Source organism: Sinorhizobium fredii USDA 205, assembly GCF_001461695.1.
GTDB lineage: Bacteria > Pseudomonadota > Alphaproteobacteria > Rhizobiales > Rhizobiaceae > Sinorhizobium > Sinorhizobium fredii.
The window spans coordinates 19,074-43,338 of sequence record NZ_AUTC01000128.1; the positions used below are offsets into that span (position 1 = coordinate 19,074).

The window sequence follows — 24,265 nt, forward strand, 5'->3', positions numbered from 1 at the left end:
GTAATCGCGCCATTGCCTTTGTGGCGTCAATGCATACATGCAGGGTCGGGTTCGTATCGGGCAGGAGTTGAAATGGCCGGGTTCTTTAGAAAGCTGATGCCGAGGCGTTTTCGCAGGGACGGGATTGCGATTCCGGCCATCCGGCTTCACGGCACGATCATGTCCGGGGGCGGGCAGTTCCGCCCGGTCCTCAATCTTGCCACCGTCGCGCCTCTTCTCGAAAAGGCCTTCTCGGTCAAGGAGGCGCCGGCCGTCGCTATTTCCGTCAATTCGCCCGGCGGCTCGCCCGTCCAGTCCCGGCTGATCTATCAGCGCATCCGCGATCTTGCGGATGAGAAGAAGAAACGCGTGCTGATCTTCGTCGAGGACGTCGCTGCCTCGGGCGGCTACCTGATCGCGCTGGCCGGGGATGAGATCATCGCCGATCCAAGCTCGATCGTCGGTTCGATCGGCGTCGTGTCCGGCGGCTTCGGCTTTCCGGAATTGCTGAAGAAAGTCGGCGTCGAACGGCGCGTCTATACTGCCGGGGAGAACAAGGTCGTGCTCGACCCGTTCCAGCCGGAAAAGGAACGTGACGTCGAGTTCCTCAAGAGCCTACAGCTGGACATTCACGATACCTTCATCCAGCTCGTCAAGGCGCGCCGCGGCTCGATGCTCGCCGACCATCCCGATATCTTCTCGGGTTTGTTCTGGACCGGGCGGCGCGGCCAGGAGCTGGGCCTCGTCGACGCACTCGGCGACATGCGCGGCGAGGTGAAGAGGCGTTACGGCGAAAAGACCCGTCTCGAGCTGATCCAGCCGAGCCGCAGTCTCTTCGGACGCCGTCAGCCCGGCGCGGCGGTCGGCGGATCGATCGCCGCACCCCTGGCGGCCTCTGCCGCTGCGGGTCTTCTTGAAGCGATCGAGGAAAGGGCACTTTGGGCGCGCTTCGGCCTGTGAGACAATGGCAGTTGTCTACAGCGCCGCGCGCCTTATCAGGCGCGCAAAGGTCGCTGTAGCACTTCGAATTGCTGCATGTCTTTGTCATTAAATCGAAGTCGATTTAATGAGACATGCAGCAGGGGCAGCTGTCTTGGGGACAGCTGTCGGTGGGCATCCGGTCTGGTCAGGCGTACAAGGCCGCTGTAACAAAAAGGTGCTGCATCTCCTGTCCGGCAATCCCGTCTGATCCAAGGAGGAGCAGAGGAGAAACCATGCCGCAGATCATCCTGCTCTTGATCGTCGCCCTTATCGCCTGGTTCGGCTACCGCAAGTTCATCGCCGATGCCCAAAAGGTCACGCGTCACCAGGAACGCTTGCGCCGGGAGCGCGAGACCGGCGCCAACGGGACGCTCGTCAAGGATCCGAAAACCGGAGAATACCGCCTGAAGCGCGAGGACGAGTGACGTCTGCCGAACTGGTCGGCCAAGGCGCTTGACCCTTGCCGTGCGGCATGGCACCTGTCCCGGCAAGATTTCGAAGAATTCGGACGTGATCTCATGACCACCGCCTCCCTGCCGGACCACATGAACCCGAAGCGCTCCTTCCAGGCCCTGATCCTGACGCTGCACAACTATTGGGCCGACAAGGGCTGCGCCGTGCTTCAGCCCTATGACATGGAGGTCGGTGCCGGTACGTTCCATCCGGCGACGACGCTGCGTGCGCTCGGGCCGAAGCCCTGGCGCGCAGCCTACGTCCAGCCGTCGCGCCGCCCGACCGACGGCCGCTACGGCGAGAACCCCAATCGGCTCCAGCACTACTACCAGTACCAGGTACTCCTGAAGCCGAACCCGTCCAACCTGCAGGAACTCTATCTCGGCTCGCTGGAAGCGATCGGCCTCGATCCGCTGCTGCACGATATCCGCTTCGTCGAGGATGATTGGGAAAGCCCGACGCTCGGCGCCTGGGGGCTTGGCTGGGAGTGCTGGTGCGATGGCATGGAAGTCTCGCAGTTCACCTACTTCCAGCAGGTCTGCGGCATCGAGTGCTCGCCGGTATCCGGGGAGTTGACCTACGGTCTCGAACGCCTGGCGATGTATGTCCAGGGCGTCGACAATGTCTACGACCTGAACTTCAACGGCCGCGAGGGTGCGGAGAAGATCACCTATGGCGACGTGTTCCTGCAGGCCGAGCAGGAATATTCGCGGCATAATTTCGAATATGCCAACACCGCCATGCTGCATCAGCACTTCATCGACGCCGAGAGGGAGTGCGTGGCGCTGCTCGCCGCCGGCGCGCCCGGTGACGCCAGCAACAACCGTCTGCACAAATGCGTGCTTCCCGCCTATGACCAGTGCATCAAGGCGAGCCACGTCTTCAATCTTCTGGATGCCCGCGGCGTCATCTCCGTCACCGAACGGCAGAGCTACATTCTGCGGGTGCGCACGCTGGCCAAGGCCTGTGGTGAAGCCTTCCTGTTGACCGACGCAGGCGGTGCGAACGGGACGAGGGAAGCCGCCTGATCAGGCGACGAAGCGGATCTTCCGTCCGCATGGCAGGGTAGCCCGGCCCGATATCGGCTGCGCGCTGGCGGAGGAGGCACCGTGTTGCGAGCAGAAGAACTGGCTGCCGTCGAGCCGCCACATCGGTTCCAGCGCCAGAGATGCGCTATTCGACAATTCGCCGGCATAGATTTGCAGGGCGCGGCGGACACCGCTGGGCCGTTCGACCGGTACTGCGCTCGCATGGGCAGTGAAGAGGGCCGTGAAGGCGACGACGTTGATGAAAGTGGCGAGCGAAGTCATGGTCTTTTCTGCATGTTGCGGTTGTCGATGGTTTGAGTATCGGCCATTGGAGGCCGTCGCGCCGTTACCGGCGGAACAGCTTGGCGCGGCCGAACGGGACCGCATGAAAACTGCTGCAAGGTCTCAATAACGGCGGGCTCGATATCGCGGGCAGGAATACTTGCGGTTGAGCCGGTTTGATTGCAGATGCCTTCGAATCGAAGCGGGGAAATGTGCGTTTTTCGCCCACGCGTCCTGTATCTCGCACGCGGAGTCGGTGTTAACCTCCGGCGGGTTCCGAAGGAGGGCATTGCATGATCGGGCTGGCAATCGGGGTCGCCGTGATCCTTTACCTGGTTTTCGTCTATAACGGCCTCGTCAAGGCACGGCAGATGGCCGAAGAGGCCTGGTCCGGCATCGACGTGCAGTTGAAGCGCCGCGCCGACCTCATCCCCAACCTGATCGAGACGGTGAAGGGCTATGCGGCTCATGAGAAGTCGACGCTCGAGGAAGTCGTTACCCTGCGCAACCGGGCCCAGGCCGTCCCCGAGGGCGATATCGCCGCACGAGCCGCCGCCGAAGGGGCGCTCTCGCAGGCGCTCGGTCGGCTCTTCGCGCTCGCCGAAGCCTATCCGGATCTGAAGGCCAACGAGAATTTTGTCGAGCTTCAACGCTCGCTGGAAACGATCGAGGGTGAGATCCAGATGTCGCGCCGCTACTACAACGGCGCCGCCCGCGATCTCAACGTCAAGGTCGAGAGTTTCCCGTCCAACCTGATCGCCAGCGCCTTCCGCTTTGCCAAGGCCACCTATTTCGAGATCACCAACGAAGCGGATCGCGCTGTGCCGTCGGTCAAGTTCTGAGGCGGCACGGAAGAGGAATTCCTGATGAAGCGGCTTCTGGCGGCGCTTGCGTTGGTGCTTATTGTCCTTGCCGCACCGTGCTCGGCTGCGGCGGAAGAGATTATTTCTTCCTACCACTCCGTTATTGACGTCGCCAAGGACGGCACGCTCGCGGTGACCGAAACGATCACCGCGAATGTCGAAGGCAGCCAGATCCGCCGCGGTATCTATCGCGATTTTCCGCTGACCTTCATCGACCCGAACGGCCGGCGCGTCCGGGTGGATTTCAACCTGGTTTCCGTCGAACGCGATGGCGAGCAGGAGGAATACCGTACCGAATCGGTCGACGGCGGCATCCGCATCTACACCGGCAATGCCGACGTCTTCCTGCCGCGCGGCGAGCATAGATTTCAGATCACCTATGAGACCAGCCGCCAGATACGCTTCTTCAACGATCACGACGAGCTCTACTGGAACGTGACCGGTACCGAATGGGCGTTCCCGATCGAGGAGGCGACCGCCACCGTTACCTTGCCGGATGGCGTGGTGGCGCAGGGGCTCGACGTCTTTACCGGTGGCTACGGCGCCACCGGCAAGGACGCGCGCGCCGTCGAGGAGGGGGGCGAGATCTTCTTCGCCACGACGCGGAGACTTCGCCCGCAGGAGGGCCTCACCATCGCGATCAAGCTGCCGAAAGGCAGCATCGACCGGCCGAGTGCCTCGCAGCAGAACATCTGGTGGCTGCGCGATCACCTGGCGCTGGTCATCGCCGGTGCCGGACTCGTCGCCGTGGGCCTTTATTACGGGCGCGCCTGGGTGCGGGTCGGTCGCGACCCCGCCCGCGGCGTCATGGTGCCGCGCTGGGATCCGCCGGACGGCATTTCGCCGGCGCTCGTCAACTACATAGACAACAAGGGTTTTTCCGGCGAGGGTTGGAGCGCGCTGTCGGCGGCGGTGCTTGACCTGGCGGTGAAGGGATATGTCGTCCTCGACGATCTGAAGAGTTCCATCGTCATTTCGGCGACGGGCAAGAGCGGCGGTGGAAAGCTCCCGGCCGGCGAGGCGGCGCTGATGAAGGCCGTCGAGACGGCCGGCGGCACCCTCAAGATCGACCGGGCGAACGGCAAGGCGGTGGCGGCCGCCGGGTCCACCTTCCGCAGCGCCATGGAGCGCGAACATCGCGGCAAGTACTACCGGGCCAATGTCGGCTACATCATCGGCGGCGTCGTGCTTTCGATCGTTGCGCTGGCGGCGCTTTTCATCTTCGGCGAGCTCAGCGAAGAGACGATTCCTTTCATCATCGTCCCGGTCTTCGTCGCCGTCTTCGTTTCCGGCTTTGCCGTTTCGGTCGGCAAGTCCCTGAGGCGCGGGTCGAGCCTCATGCGCCGCATCCTGTCGATCGTCGTGCTGGCCCTCATCGGCTTCGTGCTGTTTGCCGTCTTTTCGAGCATCCTGGCGGCTGTCATCTTTTCGGCGGCGGATCCGGACGACCTGCCGCTGTTCTTCGCGATCGGCGGAATCGTGCTCGTCAACGGGCTCTTCTATTACCTGATGGGGGCGCCGACACCGCTTGGCACCCGGATGATGGATGGCATTGACGGGCTCCGGCAATATATGACGCTTGCGGAGCAGGATCGCCTGAACATGCAGGGCGCGCCGGAAATGTCGCCGCGGCATTTCGAAACGCTGTTGCCCTATGCCGTCGCGCTCGGTGTCGAGAAGCCCTGGACAGAGACATTCGATCGCTGGCTGCTGGCGGCAGCCGGCGGCGCGGCAGCCGCCGCCTACCAGCCGGGCTGGTACCATGGCGATAGCTTCGGCCCGGGATCTTTCTCCGACACGATCGGTGGCTTCGCCGGTTCGATGGCCGACACGATGACCTCTTCGCTGCCGCCTCCGCCCAAAAGTTCGTCCTCCGGCTTTTCTTCCGGTGGCGGTTTTTCCGGCGGCGGGGGTGGTGGCGGTGGCGGCGGCGGCTGGTAGAGCCGGCCAATTTCCTCGCCGCACTTGATGACATTCTCGCCCGGGCTTGCTAAGTCCCGAGGCAACCCACCGGAACAGAACAAAGTCTGGATTCATGCCCGATCTTCTTATTGAACTGCGCTCCGAGGAAATTCCGGCCCGCATGCAGCGCAAGGCGGCCGGCGATCTGAAGAAGCTCGTAACCGACGCGCTCGTCGAGGTCGGCCTCACCTACGAAGGCGCACGCGAATATTGGACGCCGCGCCGGCTGACGCTCGATATCCGTGGCCTGAATGCGCGCTCGGCCGATGTCCGCGAGGAGCGCAAGGGGCCGCGCACCGACGCCAATGAAAAGGCGATCGAAGGTTTCCTGCGCGCCGCGGGGCTCTCCTCGATCGGCGAGGCCCATGTCCACAGCGATCCGAAGAAGGGCGATTTCTACGTCGCGCACATTGTCAAGCCCGGCAGGGACGCCGAGGACATCATCGCCGAGGTGATGCCGGCGATCATTCGCGACTTCCCCTGGCCGAAGTCCATGCGCTCCGGCGTGGCCTCCGCCAAGCCGGGGAGCTTGCGCTGGGTGCGGCCCTTGCAATCGATCGTCTGCACCTTCGGTGCCGAAACCGAGGAGACGAGGGTCATCCCCTTCGCGGTCGATGGCATCACTGCTTCGAACATTACCTACGGCCACCGCTTCCACGCGCCGGAGGCGATCACCGTTCGCCGCTTCGCCGACTATGCTGACAAGCTCGAAAAGGCGAAGGTCGTGCTCGACGCGGAGCGCCGCAAGGAGACCATCGCCGCCGACGCCCGCAACGTCGCCTTCGCCAATGGGCTTGAACTGGTCGAGGACGAGAGCTTGCTCGAGGAAGTGGCGGGTCTCGTCGAATGGCCAAAGGTGCTGATGGGAAGCTTCGAGGAGAGCTATCTCGAGATTCCTTCCGAGATCATTCGCCTGACGATCAAGACCAACCAGAAATGCTTCGTGACGCGGCAGCCGGGCGCCGAAACGCTGTCGAACCGGTTCATCCTCGTTTCGAACATCGAGGCGAAGGACGGCGGCAAGGAGATCGTCCATGGCAACGGTAAGGTCGTGCGCGCCCGCCTTTCCGATGCGGCGCATTTCTGGAAACGCGACCAGGGCGATCTGCCCGACCTCGAAACGCTGAAGCCATCCGCCGAGAAGTTCGGGCTCGATCTGAAGAAGCCGCTCGACCAGCGCATGGCAAAGCTCGATGCGCTGAACGTCACCTTCCACGCCAAGCTCGGGACGCAGGGCGAGCGCGTCACTCGCATCCGCTCGATCGCCTTGGCGCTGGCCGAGGTCACCGGCGCCGAGCAGGCCCTGGTGGAGCGCGCCGCCGTGCTTGTGAAGGCGGATCTGCGCACCGAGGCGGTCGGCGAGTTTCCCGAGCTGCAGGGCATCATGGGCCACAAATATGCGGTGCTGCAGGGCGAGGACGCGGCGGTCGCCAACGCGATCGAGGATCATTACAAGCCCCAGGGTCCCTCCGATCGTGTGCCGACCGATGCCGTGTCGGTCGCCGTCGCGCTCGCCGATAAGCTCGACACGCTCGTCGGCTTCTGGGCAATCGACGAGAAGCCGACCGGCTCGAAGGACCCTTACGCGCTGCGTCGTGCCGCACTCGGCGTCATCCGGCTTATTCTCGAGGGCAGGACCCGTCTGCCGCTGCTGCCGTTCTTCGACGTCGCGCTCAAGGCCCTCAGGACGCAGCGGCCCGATGTCGCGGGCGACATTGCCGCGGACCTTCTCGCCTTCTTCCATGACCGCCTGAAGGTCTATCTCCGCGATCTCGGGGCGCGCTACGACCTGATCGACGCCGTATTGACGTCGGAGGCCGACGACCTGCTGATGATCGCGCGCCGTGTCGAAGCACTTACGGCTTTCATCACGGCAGAGGAGGGCAAGAACCTGCTTGCCGGCACGAAGCGCGCCACGCAGATTCTCGCGGCCGAAGAGAAGAAGGGCACCGAGGTTGCAGATGCGGTGGACGAGAAACTTTTCCGCCTCGACGCCGAGCGGACCCTTCACGCCTCGATCAAGCTCGCATCCGGTGATGCGCGCGAAGCCATCGTCAAGGAGGATTTCCGCTCCGCCATGGCAGCACTCTCCAGATTGCGCGAGCCGGTCGATGTGTTCTTCAACGACGTCCTCGTCAATGATGAGGACAGGGCGATTCGTGCGAACCGCTTGGCGCTCCTGGGGCTGATCCGTTCGGCGACTGGCGAGGTTGCGGACTTTTCGAAGATCTCGGGATGACAGGTTAGGCTGTCGACAACCGACCGGCGCCATCCTATCTCTGGTGAATGACGAGTGACCATCCGAGTGCAGGTGCAGGTGTCATCGAGCCGCCGGGCCTGAAGCGGCGTGACGACTGGATTGCCGTCGCCGAAGACGCGATTCCCTTCGAGCGGATCGAAGCCTTCTTTGCCGGCCGAGCCTACGAGCCACACCGACACGATACCTATGCGATAGGCCAGACGCTCTCGGGCGTGCAGAGTTTCCGGTATCGCGGTGCCGAACGCACGAGCCTTCCCGGCGCGACGATGGTGCTGCATCCGGACGAGTTGCACGACGGTCAGGCTGGCAGCGAGCACGGATTCCGGTACCGTATGATCTATATCGAGCCGGCGGCCATCCAGAGCGTCCTCGGCGGCAGGCCTCTGCCTTTCATCAAAGGCGGCGTTACATCGGACCCGCGCCTCTTCGCGGCGGTCCATGCCCTATTGCCGGCGACGGATGCCCGGATCGAGACGCTGGAGTTCGAGGACGGCCTCTTCGAGCTTGCGCATGCGCTCGAAGGCGCGGCCGGCGGACCGTCGAGGGCAACCGCCGCGATCGATTATCGCGCCGCGGAACGAGCGCGCCTCTACCTTCATGATCTGCCCCACGGCACCGTGACGCTGGAGAGCCTCGAGGCGATCAGCGGTCGCGATCGCTGGAGCCTCAGCCGCGACTTCCGCCGCCTGTTCGGCACGAGTCCCTATCGCTATCTGGTGCAGCGGCGCCTGGAGGCCGCAAAGGTCGGCCTGCGACGCGGTGTTCCGCCCGCGCAAGCAGCGCTCGAATCCGGCTTTGCCGACCAGGCGCATATGAGCCGGCACTTCAAGAAGGCCTTCGGCGTCACGCCGGGGCGATGGCTGCGCATGGCGGCGATGCCTCTGGGCAGGGAGCAAGCCTGACGCGCCCCTACGGCGCTATGGCACCTTGAATTGGTGCACGATCGTTCAAGACCCTATCACCGGAAATCGCTGTAATTCCTCCCGGAACAACTCGAGGAAATAGCCATGAACGTGTCCGGACGCAGCTACGCCCCGATCAATTTTGCCGACAAGCTGGCGAAGTTTGCCGATCAATGGCAACCACGCGTGATCGCCGAACTCAACGACTACCAGTTCAAGATCGTCCGGATCGAAGGCGACTTCCTCTGGCACGATCATCCGGAAACGGATGAGGCCTTCATCGTTCTCGCGGGTACGCTTCGGATCGATTTTCGCGATGGCTCTGTGACACTCGGTCCGGGCGAAATGTACGTCGTGCCCAAGGGTGTCGAGCACAAGCCCTTTGCTGCAAAGGAAGTGAAGATGCTGCTCGTCGAGCCAAGAGGCACGGCAAACACCGGGCAGGCGGGTGGCGAACGCACCGCTGCGAACGACATCTGGATCTGAGGCTGGCGCCATGGTCGGCGACCTCGCCCTCCTTCTCCTCGCGGCCCTACCGCTGATGGGCAGTCCCGGCCCGGCGACGCTCAGCCTCGCGGGCATGGCCGCCGCCCACGGCATTCCCCGTAGCCTCCGCTACGCCGCCGGCATCAATGTCGGCACCATAGGTGTAGTTCTGTTGATCGCGACCGGGACGACTGCCATCGTCCTCGGTCTGCCGGGAATGAAGACAGCCGCGACAGTCGTTGGCGGGCTCTACATGCTTTACCTGGCCTGGCGCATTGCGACCGCGCCGCCGGTCGGCGCCAATGAGCAACGATCGCATCTTCCGTCATTCCTCGGCGGCTTCGCGCTGGCGATCGCCAATCCGAAGGCCTATGCGGCGATCGGATCCCTCTATCGGGGAAGTCTGGTAGACGCTCAGCAGGAAAACCACGCGACCGTCGCGAAAGTCCTGGTCCTGGCCTTCGTCGCCGTCGCCGTGAACACGACTTGGCTTGCCTTCGGTGCGGCCATCGCGGCAGTCCTTCGTGATCCGAGGAGGCGCGGATCGCCAACCTTGTCTTTGCACTTCTGCTGCTTGTCTCCCTCGCGCCGCTGCTGCTCACCTGACGCGTTTGCCCTTGAGCGGTTTCGTTCGGCGGTCTATCAACGCGTCATGACCGCCAAGATCCTCGTCAGCGCCTGTCTCATGGGCCATGCGGTGCGGTACGATGGCGCCGCGAAACCGCTCTGCCATCCGGCGATCGAACGTTGGCGTGCGGAAGGGCGGCTTGTGACCCTCTGTCCCGAAATGTCGGCGGGCATGCCGGTTCCGCGGCCGCCGGCGGAAATCGAGGCAGGCAGGACGGGTGCGAGCGTCGTTTCCGGCGCGGGACGCGTCCTCGAAAAGACTGGCGGCGATGTGACGGAGGCGTTTCGCCATGGCGCGGAGAATGCGCTCGCCCTCGCATTGGCCACGAACTGTCGTTTCGCACTGCTGATCGACGGCAGCCCGTCCTGCGGCTCCAGCTTCGTCTATGACGGCAGCTTCAACGGCGAACGCGTCCGAGGCGAGGGCGTAACCGCGGCGCTCCTTCGCCGGAACGGCATCGAGGTCTTTTCCGACCGCGAGATCGATGTGTTGGTGGAGAGGTTGGCCGGCGAAGACGAGGCTGCCCCATAAAAGATTACGCCCCTGCTTCTCTCAGGGGCGCAACCTTTCGCCATTGCAGCGAAACGCCCGTCAGCCTTTAATATTCCGGCCGATGGGGCAGGGAACTTTGTTTATATGGTGCTAATCTAGTCGAAGTTCGAAGCCCGACGGATCAAATTCCTGTGAACCGCTGCCCGCCATCGAGGCGTTCACCGGTTCGGCGTGCGACACAATCCCGACAGCCGCAGTCGTTGCCGTCCGGTCGATATCTGCAATCTCGGCGATCGAGGCTTCAGCGGCACCCGTCGCCGCTGGATCTGCCTTCATCGCGGCTGCCTTAATTGCCTCCTCGGAGGCCTTGTTGACGAAGACGACCGGCGATCCTCCGAGCCAGGCCTCGGTGCGAACCGACTTCAATTCGCCATTGATCTCCTTGACTTCGAGCTTGGCGGTGCCGGGCGCCAGCTGCGGCACGACATAGGAGGCCTTCTTCTTCGGCTGCAGCGGCGGGCACTCTGCGCAGGAAATCGTCGCGACGCTGGCATTGACGGCCTGTCCGGACGCCACGTCCTCGACCGACGACGCTGTGGCTGTGCCGGCGGCAAGCGTCAGGGCGGCGGTGATCAGCAGGGAACGCATCGGTTTCTCCTCGAGTGTATCGAGAAGGAGAATATGAGGTTTCCCTTACCTTCCCGTCAGGAGAATTGGTAAAGATTGAATGATGCCGCGAATTTGAGCGGTTACGCCTTCTCGCGGGCGACCGCACGCCATCCGATGTCGCGGCGGTAGAAGCCGTTCTCCCAGGAAACGCCGTTCACGCCTTGATAGGCGGCATCCTTCGCGTCGCTGACGGTCGATCCCATGGCCGTGACGTTCAACACGCGGCCGCCGGTGGCGACGAGGCGACCATCCTTGATCGCCGTGCCGGCATGAAACACCTTGGTCGTGGCGGATGCCTCGGGCAGGGCCGCAATCGGCGTGCTTTTCTCATAGGTGCCCGGATAGCCGCGCGAAGCCATTACGACGGTCAGCGCCGCCTCGTCGTGCCATTCGATCCGCATACCGTCGAGCGTGCCCGTCGCTGCCGCGTAGAGCAGCGGCAGCAGGTCGCTCTTCAGGCGCATCATCAGCACCTGGCATTCCGGGTCGCCGAAACGCACATTGTATTCGATGAGCTCCGGCCCTTTCGCGGTGATCATCAGTCCGGCGAAGAACACGCCCGTGAACGGATACCCGCTTTCGGCCATGCCGCGCACGGTCGGCTCGATGATCTCCTGCATCGTCCGTTCGACCATCTCGGCCGTCATCACCGGGGCCGGCGAATAGGCGCCCATCCCGCCGGTGTTCGGCCCCGTATCGCCGTCGCCGACACGCTTGTGGTCCTGGGCCGAGGCAAGCGGCAACACGGTCCTGCCGTCCGAGAGGCAGAAAAAGCTTGCTTCCTCGCCATCGAGATAGGCTTCGACGACGACCTCCGCGCCGGCGGCGCCGAAGGCGCCGGAAAAACACTCGTCGACAGCGGCGAGTGCCTCGTCGAGGGTCATCGCGACCGTGACGCCCTTGCCGGCGGCGAGCCCGTCCGCCTTGATGACGATCGGCGCACCCTGCTGACGAATATAAGCCTTCGCCGGTTCGGCTTCGTTAAAGCGCCTGTAGGCGCCTGTCGGGATATCATACTTGGCGCAAAGATCCTTGGTGAAGCCTTTGGAGCCTTCGAGCTGGGCAGCCGCGGCAGAGGGGCCGAAGATGGCAATGCCGGTGGCACGCAGTGCGTCGGCGAGGCCGGCGACGAGCGGCGCCTCGGGGCCGACCACGACGAAATCGATGGTCTCGTTTCGGCAGAAGTCGACAATGGCTGCATGGTCGTCGATGTCGAGCGCGACGATCGTCGCCTCTTCGGCGATACCGGGATTGCCTGGTGCCGCATACAGCGCGGTAAGCCGCGGTGACTGCGCGATTTTCCATGCAAGCGCGTGTTCGCGTCCGCCCGATCCGATCAGAAGAACCTTCATTGCCATCCCTGCCGTCTGCGCATTGATGCGCTGCGGTTAGGACGGCAGGCGGGGCAAGGTCAAGGAAAAACCGGCTCGGCGGCCAAGATTCACCGGTGCGCTTCCCGGCTCGAGCTCCGACGGGCGCTGCCGGAGCGCTCGTCGGCGCTGCGGTCCTTGACGTGCTGCGCGGTCCGCGTGAGCGCCCAGATCGCCAGGTCGTCGAGCGAGAGCGGTTTGCTGATCAGATAGCCCTGGAAGCGGTCGCAGCCTGCTGCGGTGAGCATGGCGAGCTTTTCCGGCGTATCGACCCCTTCGCCGATCACCGCCATGTCCTTCGCATGGCAAAGTGCGACGACCGCCTTGAGGACGGAAAGGGAGTGCGAGGCCGTGAGGTTGGTGACCAACGCCCGGTCCAGCTTGATGGTATCGGCGGCGTAGTCGATGATCTGCTGGATCGAGGTGTAGCCGGCGCCGAAGTCGTCGATCGACAGGCGGAAGCCTTTGTGGCGCAGCTCCTTGATGTTCTGCCTCAACTGGTCGCTGATCTTGACGGCGAATGTCTCGGTGAGTTCGATGTCGATCGATCGCGGTTCGAGTTGATGGCGGGCCGCGCAATCCGACAGATAGTCGCCGAGCGCGTGCGAATGCAGTTCCGCCGAAGAGATGTTGATCGCCAGCACCGTATCCTGCCCGAAGAGTGCCTTCAACTGACGGCAGTCGGACATCGCCTTGTTGATGACCCACCAGTCGATCTTGGTGAAAAGACCGGAGCTTTCGGCAATCGGGACGAATTCGTCCGGCGTAACGGCGCCGAGAACGGGCGAATGCCAGCGCAGGAGCGCCTCGCAGCCGGTGACTTGGCCGCGCACGTTGACGATCGGCATGTAGACCAGGCGAAACTGCTCGTCAGGATCGAGCCCGCGCAGTTCCTCCTGGATCTGGCGGAGCCGGGTACGCTTGTCGTGCAGCGCCCGCGAGAAACGGGAGGAGCGGTTCCTGCCGCCGGACTTCGCCTGGTACATGGCCGCATCTGCATTGGAGATCAGTTCGGCGATATTGGTCGCATCATCCGGGCAGATCGCCACGCCGATGCTTGCCGTCACCGGATAGCTCTTGCCGGACACTTCGAAGCCGCCGTCAAACAGGGCGAGAATCGCGTTGGAGATCTCCCGGACAGTGCCTTCGCCGGGGTTCGACCGCACCAGAACCGCAAATTCGTCGCCGGAAAGGCGGGCCAGGATGGCCGGCTCCAGCCGCCTCCTCCGGGTGATGGCCGCGACTGTCTGGCCAATTCTGACCGCAAGCGTCTTGAGCAGGTCGTCGCCGACATCATGGCCATGCTTGTCGTTGACGAATTTGAAATTGTCATGTCGATGAACAGCAGGCTGCACTTCTCGCCGGAAGCGACGGCTTTTTCGACGACGCCGGCCGCAAGCGCGTTGAAGCGTCCGCGATTGTTGATGCCGGTGAGCGTGTCGGTCCACGAGTTTTGCTGCACGAGGCGCAGGGAATGGGCGGACTGGCTATGAAGCTCGCGGATATTGTGGGTGAGGCGGCCGATCTCGCCCGCTTCGTCCATGTCCCTGATGTCGTCACGTTCGCCGTTCATCACCGCCGTGACATCGGCGTCGAGGCTGGCGATCGGTCCCGTGATGAAACGCCTGATCAACAGCACGATCAGGAAGATCGAGATCAGGCTCATGGCGAGGGCGCCGCAAGCAAGCAGCACCTTTCGGCGCATTACCTGAGCCTCGAAATAGGCGTCGGGGACGACGATCGTGGCGTAGAGCTGCGTCCCCAGCGGCGTGCCCGCCGAGAGCTTGTCGGTGACGGCGAGCGGCCATGGTTGCAGAACGATGTCGGCGCCATACTCCTTCTTCAGCGCTGCCTGCATCGCAAGGAACCGGTCCGGCAGAACGGCTATCTGCATCAGCAGCGCATTGGCCTTGTTGCTCGGCATCGGACGGCCGAAGGTGACCGGGTCGACGAAGAGGGAAAAGACGATTCGCGGCCGGTCGCCGGTGGGCTCAAGATAGGTCAGGTCGCTCAGCCGCTTGCCGGCGGTCAACTTTCTCGCAAGATCGCGCTGCGGTTCGTCGATCTCGGCAAAGGGATCCCAACTGTTCTCGTAATAGTATTCGGGCTCTGCTTTCGAGTTGAGGATGGCAAAGGAGATGTAGGCTATCGGATCCTCGGATAGCGATTTTATGCTCTCCTGCAGGCGCGCGCCGAGCGCGGTCACGCGATAGCGCTCGTCGGTCTCGGCGACGAATTGGCGCAGAACGTTGCCGTTCAGCAGGGCGTTGAGAAAACTCTTGCTGCGCTGGACCTCGTTCTGGAAAACCGCGCCCGCATGCTCCAGCCGTTGGGAAAGCTTGGCCTTCTCCAGCGCCTGAATGGAGCGCTCCTGGGCGAAATAGACCGAGAGCGCCGCGAGAAGGTAGCCTAGAAGCACGACGGGAAAGATGAGGAAGAGGGCGCGCTTGCTGAGTGTCACTGAAAATTCGCCAATGTGCTGATGATGCGTCGGCGCGCTTGGACCGACTGGATCGAAAGTTCCTGCTGGTACTGGCTTTTCGCAAGGGTCGCGGCCGGCGGGTAGATCTCCGGGTCGGAGCGCATCGCCTCCGGCAGAAGCTTCAACGCCGCGCTGCTCGTGGTCGGCATGGTCAAGGCAAGGGCATTGGCGGCGGCGCTTTCCGGCGACCCGATGAAATCGAGGAACTCCAGGGCGCGCTGCTTGCGCGGCGAACCGGCGATAACCGAAACGCAGTCGAGCCAGGAAAGCGTCCCTTCCTCGGGGACCGAATATCGCCACAGACCGGGCCTGTTGACCTTGTCGTTGAGGACGTGCTGATCGCCACTGTAGCCGAGCGCCATGTGGACCTCTTTGCCGGTCGTTTGGTCCTGGATGGCGGTGATCACATAATCGTAGGTCAACACGGCCGGTGCCTGTGCCATCAGAAGATCGAAGGCGGCCTTCAAGGTTCCGGTATCGCTGGTATTGATGGACGCGCCGAGCAGCATCAGCGGCGGCACGAAGAGTTCGGTGTGGTCGTCGAACATTGCGACATGCTGCTTGAGCGACGCCGCAGGGCGCATCAGGTCCTGCCAGGATGTCGGCGGCTCAGCGATGACATCGGAGCGATAGAGAATGCCGACCGTCCCGGAGAAATAGGGAAGTCCATATCCGGCACATCGATCCCGCCAGTCTGGCGCGTAGTCTGCGAGTGCCGGCAAATTGGCTTCGTTGAGGGTCTCAAGAACGCCTTTCTTGCCGAAAAGATGCGCACCGTTCTCATCGACGACGACGAGATCGATATTGTTGCTCGGATCGGCGAGGATCTCGTCGCGTGCGTCGTCGCTGTCGAAATTGATCTGATGGATCGAGACGCCGGTCTCCTGCGTCCAGCGGTCGATGAGGCCCTGGTCGATATAGGCTTCCCAGATCAACAGATTGAGCGTTTCGGCCCGGCTTGCGGCCGCGCAAAGCAATGTCGCCAGGAAGACGGATGTAGCCGCGTGCCTTCTCATTCTCTGCCCCCCGCCAAGAACAACCCCCACTGGCAGACGGTAACCGGCAATAATTTAGGAATGCTTACGGGCAGCCCGAACCACGCATCCGCTCGCCGTGGCGCCCGCCCTATCGCGACGGTATTTTCGGCAGCAAGACGGTGAAAATGCCGAGCAGCGGTAGATAGGAGCAGATCTTGTAGACGAACTCGATCCCGTGGCTGTCGGCGAAGACGCCGAGCACCGCGGCCCCCATGCCGCCAAAGCCGAAGGCAAAGCCGAAGAAGACGCCGGCGATGAGGCCGACGCGGCCCGGGACGAGTTCCTGGGCGAAGACGACGATCGCCGAGAAGGCCGAGGAAAAGACGAGGCCGATCACCACGCTGAGCACGCCCGTCCAGAACAGGTTGGCATAGGGAAGCATGAGCGCGAACGGAATGACGCCGAGGATCGACAGCCAGATGACGAATCGGGCGCCATAACGGTCGCCGATCGGTCCGCCGAGGAAGGTCCCGGCCGCCGTGGATCCGAGGAAAAGAAACAGCATCAGTTGTGCCTGCTGCACGCTGGTGCCGAACTTTTCGATGACGAAGAAGGTGAAATAGCTGGAGACGCTGGCGAGATAGACGTTCTTCGTCGCCGTCAACAGCACGAGGATCGCGACAGTCCAGAGGACGCGGGCCTTCGGCAGGGGGAGGGCCCGGCTCGGGGCGGCGCGGCTCATCGTCGAGCGGCGATGTCGGACGTACCAGGTGCTCACCCAGGACAGCACGAAGAAGCCGATAATGGCGACGATCGAGAACCAGCCGAGGCTCCCCTGGCCGAAGGGCAGGACGATGAAGGCGGCGAGCAGCGGGCCCAGCGCGCTGCCGGCATTGCCGCCGACCTGGAATAGGGATTGCGCCAGGCCGTGGCGGCCGCCCGAGGCAAGCCGGGCGACACGCGACGATTCGGGATGGAAGATCGCCGAACCGACGCCGATCAGGCTTGCCGCCACGAGGAGCATCCAGAAGTGATCGGCATGGGCGAGAAGCAGAAGTCCCGAACAGGTCGACAGCATGGCGACGGGCAGGGTGTAGGGGAGTGCCCAGCGGTCGGTGACGATGCCGACGGCCGGCTGCAGCATCGAGGCCGTGACCTGGAAGGTGAACGTCAGAAGGCCGATCTGCACGAAGTCCAGTGCGTAATTCGCCTTGAGCAACGGATAGAGCGCCGTCAGCAGCGATTGCATGATGTCGTTCAGCATATGGCAGAAGCTGACCGCAAGAATGACGGAGAATGCCGTCTTTTCCGGATTGATGCTGCCCGCCGTGACCGAAGACATGATGTGTTCCTTCCGATCGGCTCGCTTCGGAGCCTTTTCTCCATCTCTAGACGCCTTGCCGCTGGCCTGCTTTTGTGATTTGGTCGAGTTCTTTCGCGAGTGGGCCACATGTTGCAATCCGACCGACATTATTTGCCGGACCTACCGGATGCGGATCACTTCCGAAATCTGGAGTGGATCGAGAAGGCCAATGCTCCCGTCCTGGCGATCGGCAGGGATTATGGCCGCGGCCTGATCGTCCCGCTGCACAGCCACACGCGAACGCAGCTGTGGTGGGCGCGCTCCGGCGTGGTTCTGGTGCACACGGCTGACGGGCGGTGGATGATCCCGCCCGGCCATGCCCTGCTCATTCCGGCCGGAATGGAGCACTCAGCCGAGATGGTCAGCGACGTTCGCATGCATTCGATCTACATCGCGGCGATGAGCCGGGCGCGCCGGCCCCTGGTGCTGGAGATCTCGGCGCTCGCCGGCAGCCTCATCGACGAACTGATCCGCATCGAGAACGAGACGTCCTCCGAACGCCGCGAGCAACTGATCACGGACCTGTTGCTCGAAGAGATTCCGCGCCTCGCTGAACGGCCGCTGGGGTTGCCCTTTCCACAGGACCGCGGCCTTGCCGGCCTCTGCCGGAAATTCCTGGAGGCGCCTTCGGCCGGTGCCAATATCGATCAATGGGCCGACAGCCTGGGCATCAGCCGGCGTTCCTTCACGCGGTTCTTCCGGCGTGAGACGGGCATCAGCTTCGTCACATGGCGTCAGCAGGCCTGCATCTTTGCCTCGCTGCCGCGCATTGCCGATGGCGAGCCGATCACCACCGTCGCGCTCGACGCAGGCTATGAGAACGTGGCGGCCTTCACCACGATGTTTCGCCGCATGCTGGGTGCCCCGCCGAGCCTCTATCTGCGCGGTCGCGATGTCTGACCTCGAAGGATCATCCGGGCGCTTGACCGGCCGGCGCAGCGGGGCCAAACAGGGACCATGAACAGCTCATCCGTCGATTCCGGCCGCGTGCACGATGCGCCGTCGAAGAACTGGGTCTACCGCGTGCTGCCGCGGGCGCTCTGGCCCTACGCGCAACTCGCTCGTTGGGACCGGCCGATCGGCTGGCAGTTGCTGCTGTGGCCATGCCTCTGGTCCGCCGCGCTGGCAGGAGGCGCGGCAGCCGCACTCGGCAGCTTCTCCCCGGCTCGCTTCCTCTTCCATGTCTTTCTGTTCGTCGCCGGGGCGATTGCCATGCGCGGTGCCGGCTGCACCTACAACGACATCGTCGATCACGAGATCGACATGGAGGTGGCCCGCACCCGTTCGCGGCCGCTGCCGTCCGGCCGCGTGACGCGCGCCCAGGCGAAGGTCTTCATGGTGCTGCAGGCGCTCGTGGGTCTTGTCGTCCTGCTGCAGTTCAACGCTTTCACGGTCTTTCTCGGCATCGCCTCGCTGGGCCTGGTGGCGATCTATCCTTTCGCCAAGCGCTTCACCGACTGGCCGCAGTTCTTCCTGGGCCTCGCATTTTCCTGGGGCGCCATCATGGGCTGGTCGGCGGAATTCGGCTCGCTGTCCCTTGCCGCCGTCCTGCTCTATGCCGCCGCGATCGCCTGGACGATCGGCTACGACACGATCTATGCCTATCAGGACCGGGAGGACGATGCATTGATCGGCGTTCGTTCGACGGCTCGCCGCTTCGGCGACAACCCGCGGCCCTGGCTGATCGGGCTCTACGGCCTGACAGTCCTGCTGATGTTTCTTGCATTCCTGGCGGCTGGCGCCGGCGTTTTCGCCCATATCGGGCTCGTCGTGGCGGCCGTCATGCTCGCCTATCAGATTCTGGTGCTGAACATCCACGATCCCGAGCAGTGCCTGGCGCTCTTCAAATTCAACAGCGTCGTTGGGCTGATCGTCTTCGCCGGGCTGGTGCTTGCGCTTCTCGTGCGTTTGATGTGAAAAATCCTCCGGAAGGTCGGGAGGAATTCAATTCGGTCTACTGCATGTCTCCTTAAATCGACTTCGATTTAAGGGCAAAGACATGCAGCAATTCAAAGTGCTACAGCGACCTTTGCGCGCCTGATAAGGCGCGCGGCGCTGTAGTGGCGATCACGCCCAACTTGTCTCGGCGTCCGCCTTGCGCCGCTTGGCCGCGATCTGCGTGCGAATACCGGCGAAAAGGGCGACAAGGGTGGCGAGCAGGTGCTTGCGCATCGGTATCTCCTTCATTCGTTGCCTCGGCTATGGGCCGCTTGTGGCATGATGAAGGCCGAACCTGCTGTTTCCACCGTAACACCGACGCACAACAAAAAACCGGCCGCAGGGATTGGCCGGCTTTTGCACTCGAGACTGGTTTAGAACCGGCAGCCGTCAGCTCCGGGCAATGATCTCGCGACCGTCGATTTTCATGTGCACGCCGAGCTTACCGGTGGAGCGGCGCACCAGGAAGCGCGGCCGGCGTTCGGCGAAGAAGGAATGGCGCCGGCGCGACTTAGCCGGAGCAGTGCGGATTTCTCCGAGATGTTCTTCGAGTGGCCGGGCGACCCCGTCCGCTTCGACCATCAGCATCGGGATGCGGTAGGCCTCCGCCCAGGCACGCCAGTCGGCCGCGATATCGGAAAGGTCGTGCGCAACGAGCAACGGGATGCAAAGATCCGGATCGTCGTGATGGAGCTCGAGCGTCACAGTTACCTCCCCGTCGCCATGGTCGATGGCCCGCGCTGCGACACCCTTGAAAGCTCGCGCAGGCAAGGCGATCGAAAGGGGCAGGCCGCTGGATGGTAGCACCTTGCGCAGGACGGCGCCACGCTGGTCGAGGCTGATGCTCACATTGCCCACATCACCGCGCAGGACATAGGTCGCTTGCTGCGGAAAACGCTTCGGGTCGAGCCGCAGCGTATTTCCTACCCAAGCCGGTTGAGAGAGTGTGTTGCGCATTTTCATTTCGCCCTTGTTTTCCTTGAGAGCCGGTTCCCGGTCTTCTTCTCGGGACGTTTTCGTCCTCTATGGGTGGGAGGATAGGCGGCCCCTCTTCCGGACGACTTAAAAATCGCGGTTAAAAAAACTTTGCGTCTACCGATGGTTAGCAAAAGCCGAGGCGGCAAGGTTTCTCGTTCGTCAACGAAATTGCCGGCATTTTGCGGGTCGGCGGACAGTCGACCGAAAAGCCACGCACAAGGCTGTTGATCCAGGCTTCCACGATCGGAATAACCTTCGGGGATGTCGCGACGCCGGCTGTCCCCGATCCCACTGCATGTTTTCCTTAAATCGGAGCCGATTTAAGGAGAAAAACATGCAGCAATTCAAAGTGCTACAGCGACCTTTGTGCGTCTGATAAGACGCACGGCGCTGTAGTTGGCAGGGCGGCGCGCATGGTTTCGACCTATCTCGACTATAATCTCCTCGCTCGGGACATGAAGGTCAGCCTGAAGCGCGTGTCGGAGCAGACGGTGGTCGCGCGCGACACGCAATACTACAAGGACAATATCGGCAATGTGAGCTCGGTGGACGCGTTCCTCGACGACTACCGGCTCTACTCCTACGCGATGACGGCCTTTGGCCTGGGGGACATGATCGATTCGGTCGCCTTCATGCGAAAGGTGCTCGAAAGCGACCTCTCCGACTCGAGCAGCTTCGCCAACAGCCTGACGGACGACCGCTATCGGGAATTCGCCCTCGCCTACAGCTTCAGCGGCGGGACCGCCGCCCCGCAGACGGAGGCACAGCTCGACGAGATCATCGGCCTCTACGATACGAGCATTCTGAACATCGCGGAGACCCAGAAGGAGGAAACCCGCTACTACAATGTCATGATCGACAAGATCACCAGCGTCGATCAGTTGCTGAACAACGACAGGCTGAGAGCCTATGTCTTCACGGCCTTCGGCATCGACGAGAGTACCTATTCCCGCCAGACGATCCGCAGCGTGCTTTCCAGCAGTTCCGGCGATGCGAGCAGCTACGAGAATACGGTGATTGCTCCGAAGCTCTCCGAACTCCAGACGGCCAAGGCCGCGGCGCAGTCCCAGCTGGCGGCCGGGGGGCTTATCGATGCCGAGGAGGCTGAACTCACAGGTAAAATAACGACCTACACAAACTCGATCGCCACGCTGAACAACTATCTCGACCTCGCCGCCGCCTTCGATTTTGGCTCCGCCGGCACAGCGACCGCAGGCACTGCCCAGACGGCCGAAAACAAGCAGGCGACCAACGAGCTCTATGTCTCCAGCAACTCCCGCGTCACGCAGCAGGCAGCGCTTCTGAACAAGGCCTATTTCGAGGGAAAGATAGCGACGATCACCAGCGTCGATGACCTCGTCTCCGATGCACGTCTTTACAGCTATATCAGGACAGCCTTTGATCTTACCGGCGTGACGATAGTGCCCGCAACGATCAAGAACATTCTGACAAGCGACCCGGATGACCCCGATAGTTATGTCAACACGATCGGCGGCGGCGACACGAACTACCTGGCGCTTGCCAATGCCTTCAACTTCCAGGAGGACGGCACGCTGGCCAGTGGCGACAGCGCGCAGACGACGGCGCAGACGACGCTCACTTCCAACCGCTATATGACGCGCTACAACGACAAGGACGACGAGGCGGACGAGATGGCGGTCAGTGCCTACAAGACCGCTGTCGCCAGCATGACGTCCGTCGACGATTTCATCGGGTCTGCGTCGATCTATGATTTCGCCCTCAAGGCCGTCGGCTTGGACCCCGACACGGCAAGCACACGGACCATCAAGCGCGTCCTGACCAGCGACCTCACCGATCCGAAAAGCTACGTCTACACGCTCAAGGACGAGCGTTACGTGACGCTTGCCAAACTGTTCAACTTTACGACAGAGGGTGAAATCGGCCCGCCTGCGCTGGCTCAATCGGAAACGCAAATCCAGGAAACGGCGAAGAACTACATCGTCACCAAGTCCCGTTTTGGGTCGGAGGAGGACAAGACCAAGGCCGAAGAGGAAGGCGAATACTATACGGCCGAGGTCGCCAAGCTCTCCTCGCTCGACGAATTCCTTGCGGACGACCGCCTTGTCACCATAGCGCTTGAGGCGAACGGCATCGACCCCGAAGGGGTAACCGCCGATTTGCTCCGCGAGATCTTCAACTCCGATCTCGACGATCCCGAGAGCTTCATCAACGAGCAGGAAAATTCCGCTGCCTATATCTCGCTCGTTACCTCCTTCAATTTCGACAGCGAAGGAAACGTGCTGCGCGAGGACAGAGACAGCATCGTCACGCGCCAGGGGCTTTACGAAACACTCGACCAATATCTGCGCCAGACGCTGGAAGAACAGGCCGGCGAGAACAATGAAGGCGTTCGCCTCGCGCTCTATTTCGAGCGGAAGGCGGGTTCGCTCGTCGATGCCTATGACCTCCTGGCCGACGATGCGCTTGCCGAGGTATTCCGCACGATCTTCAGCCTGCCCGACGAGTTCAGCACGATGGACATCGACCAGCAGGCAAAGATCGTCGAAAAGAACCTCGATCTCGAGAAACTGAGCGACCCAGCTGAACTGAAGAAGCTGCTGGCACGCTTTGCCGTGCTTTACGACCTGGAAAACAACACGGAGGTCGACCCGGCCGTGTCGGTCCTTATGAGTACGGGCAGTAGCGTCGGCATCAGCGCCGACACGCTCTATACGCTGTCTCAGCTCAGGATGGGCGGGTAAGCGCCGCCTTCGTCTCAGTCCTGCCGCAGCAGCTTGTCGGGATTCATGATTCCGGCCGGATCGAAGGCATGCTTGATCCGCCGCATCAGCTCGATCTCGATCGGCGAGCGGACTGCGGCGAGTTCGTCGCGCTTCAACTGGCCGATGCCGTGTTCGGCCGAGATCGATCCGTTGTATTTCAGGACGAGGGCGTGAACGATGGCGTTCACTTCGCGCCAGCGAGCCAGAAAGGCTTGGCTATCCGCGCCGATCGGCTGGGAAATGTTGTAGTGGATGTTGCCGTCGCCCATATGGCCGAAGGCGCAGATCCGCGCATCGGCGATCGCCGTCATCACCGCCGCATCGGCCTCCGCCATGAAGGCCGGAATGCTCGACACCGGCACGGAGACATCGTGCTTGATCGAGCCGCCTTCGGGCTTCTGTGCCGGAGACATGCTCTCGCGCATGTGCCAGAGCGCCTTTCGCTGCGCTTCGCTCTGGGCAATGACGGCATTTTCGACGAGACCGTCGTCGATGCCAGCCTCGAGCAGGCTTTGCACCATCCGCTCGGCGCTCTCGGCGGAATCCGAAGTGGAGATATCGATCAGCGCATACCAGGGATGGCTGGTTTCCATCGGGTCGCGAACACCCGGTATGTGGCGGGTGGTGAATTCGATGCCGAGCCTTGGCATCAGTTCGAAGCCGGTCAAGGCCGGACCGCACAGGCTCGATGCCCGATCGAAGAGAGCGAGAGCGTCGTCGACGCTTGCTAGCCCGGCAAAAGCGACCTGATGGCCGCGCGGTTTCGGAAACAGCTTCAGGACCGCGCCGGTGATGACGCCGAGCGTTCCTTCCGCGCCGATGAAGAGATCGCGCAGATCATAGCCGGTATTGTCCTTCTTGAGCCGCCTCAGGCCATCCCAGACTTCTCCGGTCGGCAGTACGACCTCCAGCCCCAGGCAGAGCTGCCGCATGTTGCCATAGGCAAGCACGGCGGTGCCGCCGGCATTGGTCGAGAGATTGCCGCCGATCCGTGCCGAGCCTTCCGAGCCGAGCGACAAGGGGAACAGGCGATCGACGTCGTCTGCCGCCTTCTGGATATCTGCGAGAATGCAGCCGGCGTCGGCGACGATGACATTGCCGACGGGGTCGATATCGCGAATCCGGTTCAGCCGCTCGAGCGAAAGCACCACGTCGGCCTTTCCTTCGCGCGGGATCTGGCCCGCCACGTGGCCCGTGTTTCCGCCCTGCGGCACGATCGCCGTTTGCGTCCGGCTGGCGAGTTGCAGGATTCGCGAGACTTCATCGACCGATCCGGGTTTGAGTACGAGCGGCGTCGTGCCGTGATAGAGGCCGCGAGATTCGATGAGATAGGGCGCCGTCTCCGCCGGGGCGGTCAGCGCATGGCCGGGGCCGACGATGTCCGCGAAGAACGCGATCAGTTCGGGAGAAGCAATTGCTGTCATGATC

At 62.7% G+C, this 24,265-nt stretch carries 20 protein-coding genes and 1 pseudogene; 13 read left to right on the plus strand and 8 right to left on the minus strand.

The window, feature by feature from the left end; all coding sequences use genetic code 11:
- Nucleotides 1-72: 72 nt before the first annotated feature.
- The 3 genes from N181_RS12845 to N181_RS12855 all read left to right on the plus strand — a co-directional run bounded on the left by N181_RS12845 (nt 73) and on the right by N181_RS12855 (nt 2,441).
- Nucleotides 73-939: a S49 family peptidase gene (locus tag N181_RS12845; RefSeq protein ID WP_014327539.1), complete on the plus strand. Its 867-nt coding sequence runs from the start codon at nt 73-75 to the stop codon at nt 937-939.
- Between the two features lie 254 nt (nt 940-1,193).
- Nucleotides 1,194-1,385 (plus strand): hypothetical protein, encoded by a 192-nt coding sequence (locus tag N181_RS12850; protein WP_014327540.1) that lies wholly within the window; start codon nt 1,194-1,196, stop codon nt 1,383-1,385.
- A gap of 93 nt (nt 1,386-1,478) precedes the next feature.
- A complete protein-coding gene (locus tag N181_RS12855; RefSeq protein WP_037392709.1) occupies nt 1,479-2,441 on the plus strand; it encodes a glycine--tRNA ligase subunit alpha in 963 nt (320 codons plus the stop codon).
- Here the strand turns inward: N181_RS12855 and N181_RS12860 are convergent, their stop codons facing one another.
- On the minus strand, nt 2,442-2,723 hold the full coding sequence (locus N181_RS12860; RefSeq protein ID WP_014327542.1) for a hypothetical protein: 282 nt from the start codon (nt 2,721-2,723) through the stop codon (nt 2,442-2,444).
- A gap of 293 nt (nt 2,724-3,016) precedes the next feature.
- On the opposite strand from N181_RS12860, the gene N181_RS12865 reads away from it, so the two are divergent.
- The 7 genes and pseudogenes from N181_RS12865 to N181_RS12890 all read left to right on the plus strand — a co-directional run bounded on the left by N181_RS12865 (nt 3,017) and on the right by N181_RS12890 (nt 10,355).
- Complete coding sequence (locus N181_RS12865; protein WP_037392708.1) at nt 3,017-3,565, plus strand: LemA family protein; 549 nt, start codon at nt 3,017-3,019, stop codon at nt 3,563-3,565.
- A gap of 24 nt (nt 3,566-3,589) precedes the next feature.
- Nucleotides 3,590-5,527 (plus strand): DUF2207 domain-containing protein, encoded by a 1,938-nt coding sequence (locus tag N181_RS12870; protein ID WP_037392706.1) that lies wholly within the window; start codon nt 3,590-3,592, stop codon nt 5,525-5,527.
- Between the two features lie 94 nt (nt 5,528-5,621).
- Nucleotides 5,622-7,787 (plus strand): glycine--tRNA ligase subunit beta, encoded by a 2,166-nt coding sequence (glyS, locus tag N181_RS12875; protein ID WP_037392705.1) that lies wholly within the window; start codon nt 5,622-5,624, stop codon nt 7,785-7,787.
- 47 nt (nt 7,788-7,834) lie between these two features.
- The gene (locus tag N181_RS12880) at nt 7,835-8,710 is read left to right on the plus strand and encodes an AraC family transcriptional regulator (RefSeq protein ID WP_080577280.1); all 876 of its coding nucleotides are present in this window, start codon (nt 7,835-7,837) and stop codon (nt 8,708-8,710) included.
- Nucleotides 8,711-8,815: 105 nt separating this feature from the next.
- A complete protein-coding gene (locus N181_RS12885; RefSeq protein ID WP_037392702.1) occupies nt 8,816-9,196 on the plus strand; it encodes a cupin domain-containing protein in 381 nt (126 codons plus the stop codon).
- Nucleotides 9,197-9,290: 94 nt separating this feature from the next.
- Nucleotides 9,291-9,674: pseudogene (locus tag N181_RS34750) on the plus strand (LysE family translocator); the annotation flags it as partial.
- Nucleotides 9,675-9,848: 174 nt separating this feature from the next.
- Nucleotides 9,849-10,355: a 2-thiouracil desulfurase family protein gene (locus tag N181_RS12890; RefSeq protein WP_037392718.1), complete on the plus strand. Its 507-nt coding sequence runs from the start codon at nt 9,849-9,851 to the stop codon at nt 10,353-10,355.
- 111 nt (nt 10,356-10,466) lie between these two features.
- On the opposite strand, the gene N181_RS12895 is transcribed toward N181_RS12890, so the two are convergent.
- The 5 genes from N181_RS12895 to N181_RS12915 all read right to left on the minus strand — a co-directional run bounded on the left by N181_RS12895 (nt 10,467) and on the right by N181_RS12915 (nt 17,156).
- On the minus strand, nt 10,467-10,964 hold the full coding sequence (locus N181_RS12895; RefSeq protein WP_037392699.1) for a plant virulence effector HPE1-like domain-containing protein: 498 nt from the start codon (nt 10,962-10,964) through the stop codon (nt 10,467-10,469).
- A gap of 101 nt (nt 10,965-11,065) precedes the next feature.
- Nucleotides 11,066-12,337 (minus strand): phosphoribosylamine--glycine ligase, encoded by a 1,272-nt coding sequence (gene purD / locus N181_RS12900; protein ID WP_014327551.1) that lies wholly within the window; start codon nt 12,335-12,337, stop codon nt 11,066-11,068.
- 89 nt (nt 12,338-12,426) lie between these two features.
- Nucleotides 12,427-13,803, minus strand: coding sequence for a putative bifunctional diguanylate cyclase/phosphodiesterase (locus tag N181_RS34755; protein ID WP_342585823.1), 1,377 nt, complete (start codon nt 13,801-13,803; stop codon nt 12,427-12,429).
- Between the two features lie 1,009 nt (nt 13,804-14,812).
- Nucleotides 14,813-15,853 (minus strand): polyamine ABC transporter substrate-binding protein, encoded by a 1,041-nt coding sequence (locus N181_RS12910; protein WP_037392694.1) that lies wholly within the window; start codon nt 15,851-15,853, stop codon nt 14,813-14,815.
- Between the two features lie 109 nt (nt 15,854-15,962).
- Entirely contained in the window at nt 15,963-17,156 is a 1,194-nt protein-coding gene (locus N181_RS12915) for an MFS transporter (RefSeq protein WP_037392692.1), read from the minus strand.
- Between the two features lie 108 nt (nt 17,157-17,264).
- Here N181_RS12915 and N181_RS12920 point away from each other — a divergent pair, with 108 nt between their 5' ends.
- Together N181_RS12920 and ubiA are read left to right on the plus strand one after the other, a co-directional pair.
- On the plus strand, nt 17,265-18,077 hold the full coding sequence (locus N181_RS12920) for an AraC family transcriptional regulator (protein ID WP_014327554.1): 813 nt from the start codon (nt 17,265-17,267) through the stop codon (nt 18,075-18,077).
- A gap of 57 nt (nt 18,078-18,134) precedes the next feature.
- Nucleotides 18,135-19,094 (plus strand): 4-hydroxybenzoate octaprenyltransferase, encoded by a 960-nt coding sequence (gene ubiA / locus N181_RS12925; protein WP_014327555.1) that lies wholly within the window; start codon nt 18,135-18,137, stop codon nt 19,092-19,094.
- Nucleotides 19,095-19,505: 411 nt separating this feature from the next.
- Here the strand turns inward: ubiA and N181_RS12930 are convergent, their stop codons facing one another.
- Complete coding sequence (locus N181_RS12930; RefSeq protein WP_037392689.1) at nt 19,506-20,072, minus strand: DUF6101 family protein; 567 nt, start codon at nt 20,070-20,072, stop codon at nt 19,506-19,508.
- Nucleotides 20,073-20,506: 434 nt separating this feature from the next.
- On the opposite strand from N181_RS12930, the gene N181_RS12935 reads away from it, so the two are divergent.
- Nucleotides 20,507-22,816, plus strand: coding sequence for a DUF1217 domain-containing protein (locus tag N181_RS12935; protein ID WP_037392676.1), 2,310 nt, complete (start codon nt 20,507-20,509; stop codon nt 22,814-22,816).
- Nucleotides 22,817-22,830: 14 nt separating this feature from the next.
- Here N181_RS12935 and N181_RS12940 read toward each other — a convergent pair whose 3' ends face one another.
- Nucleotides 22,831-24,261, minus strand: coding sequence for an FAD-binding oxidoreductase (locus tag N181_RS12940; RefSeq protein WP_081318993.1), 1,431 nt, complete (start codon nt 24,259-24,261; stop codon nt 22,831-22,833).
- Nucleotides 24,262-24,265: the final 4 nt, after the last annotated feature.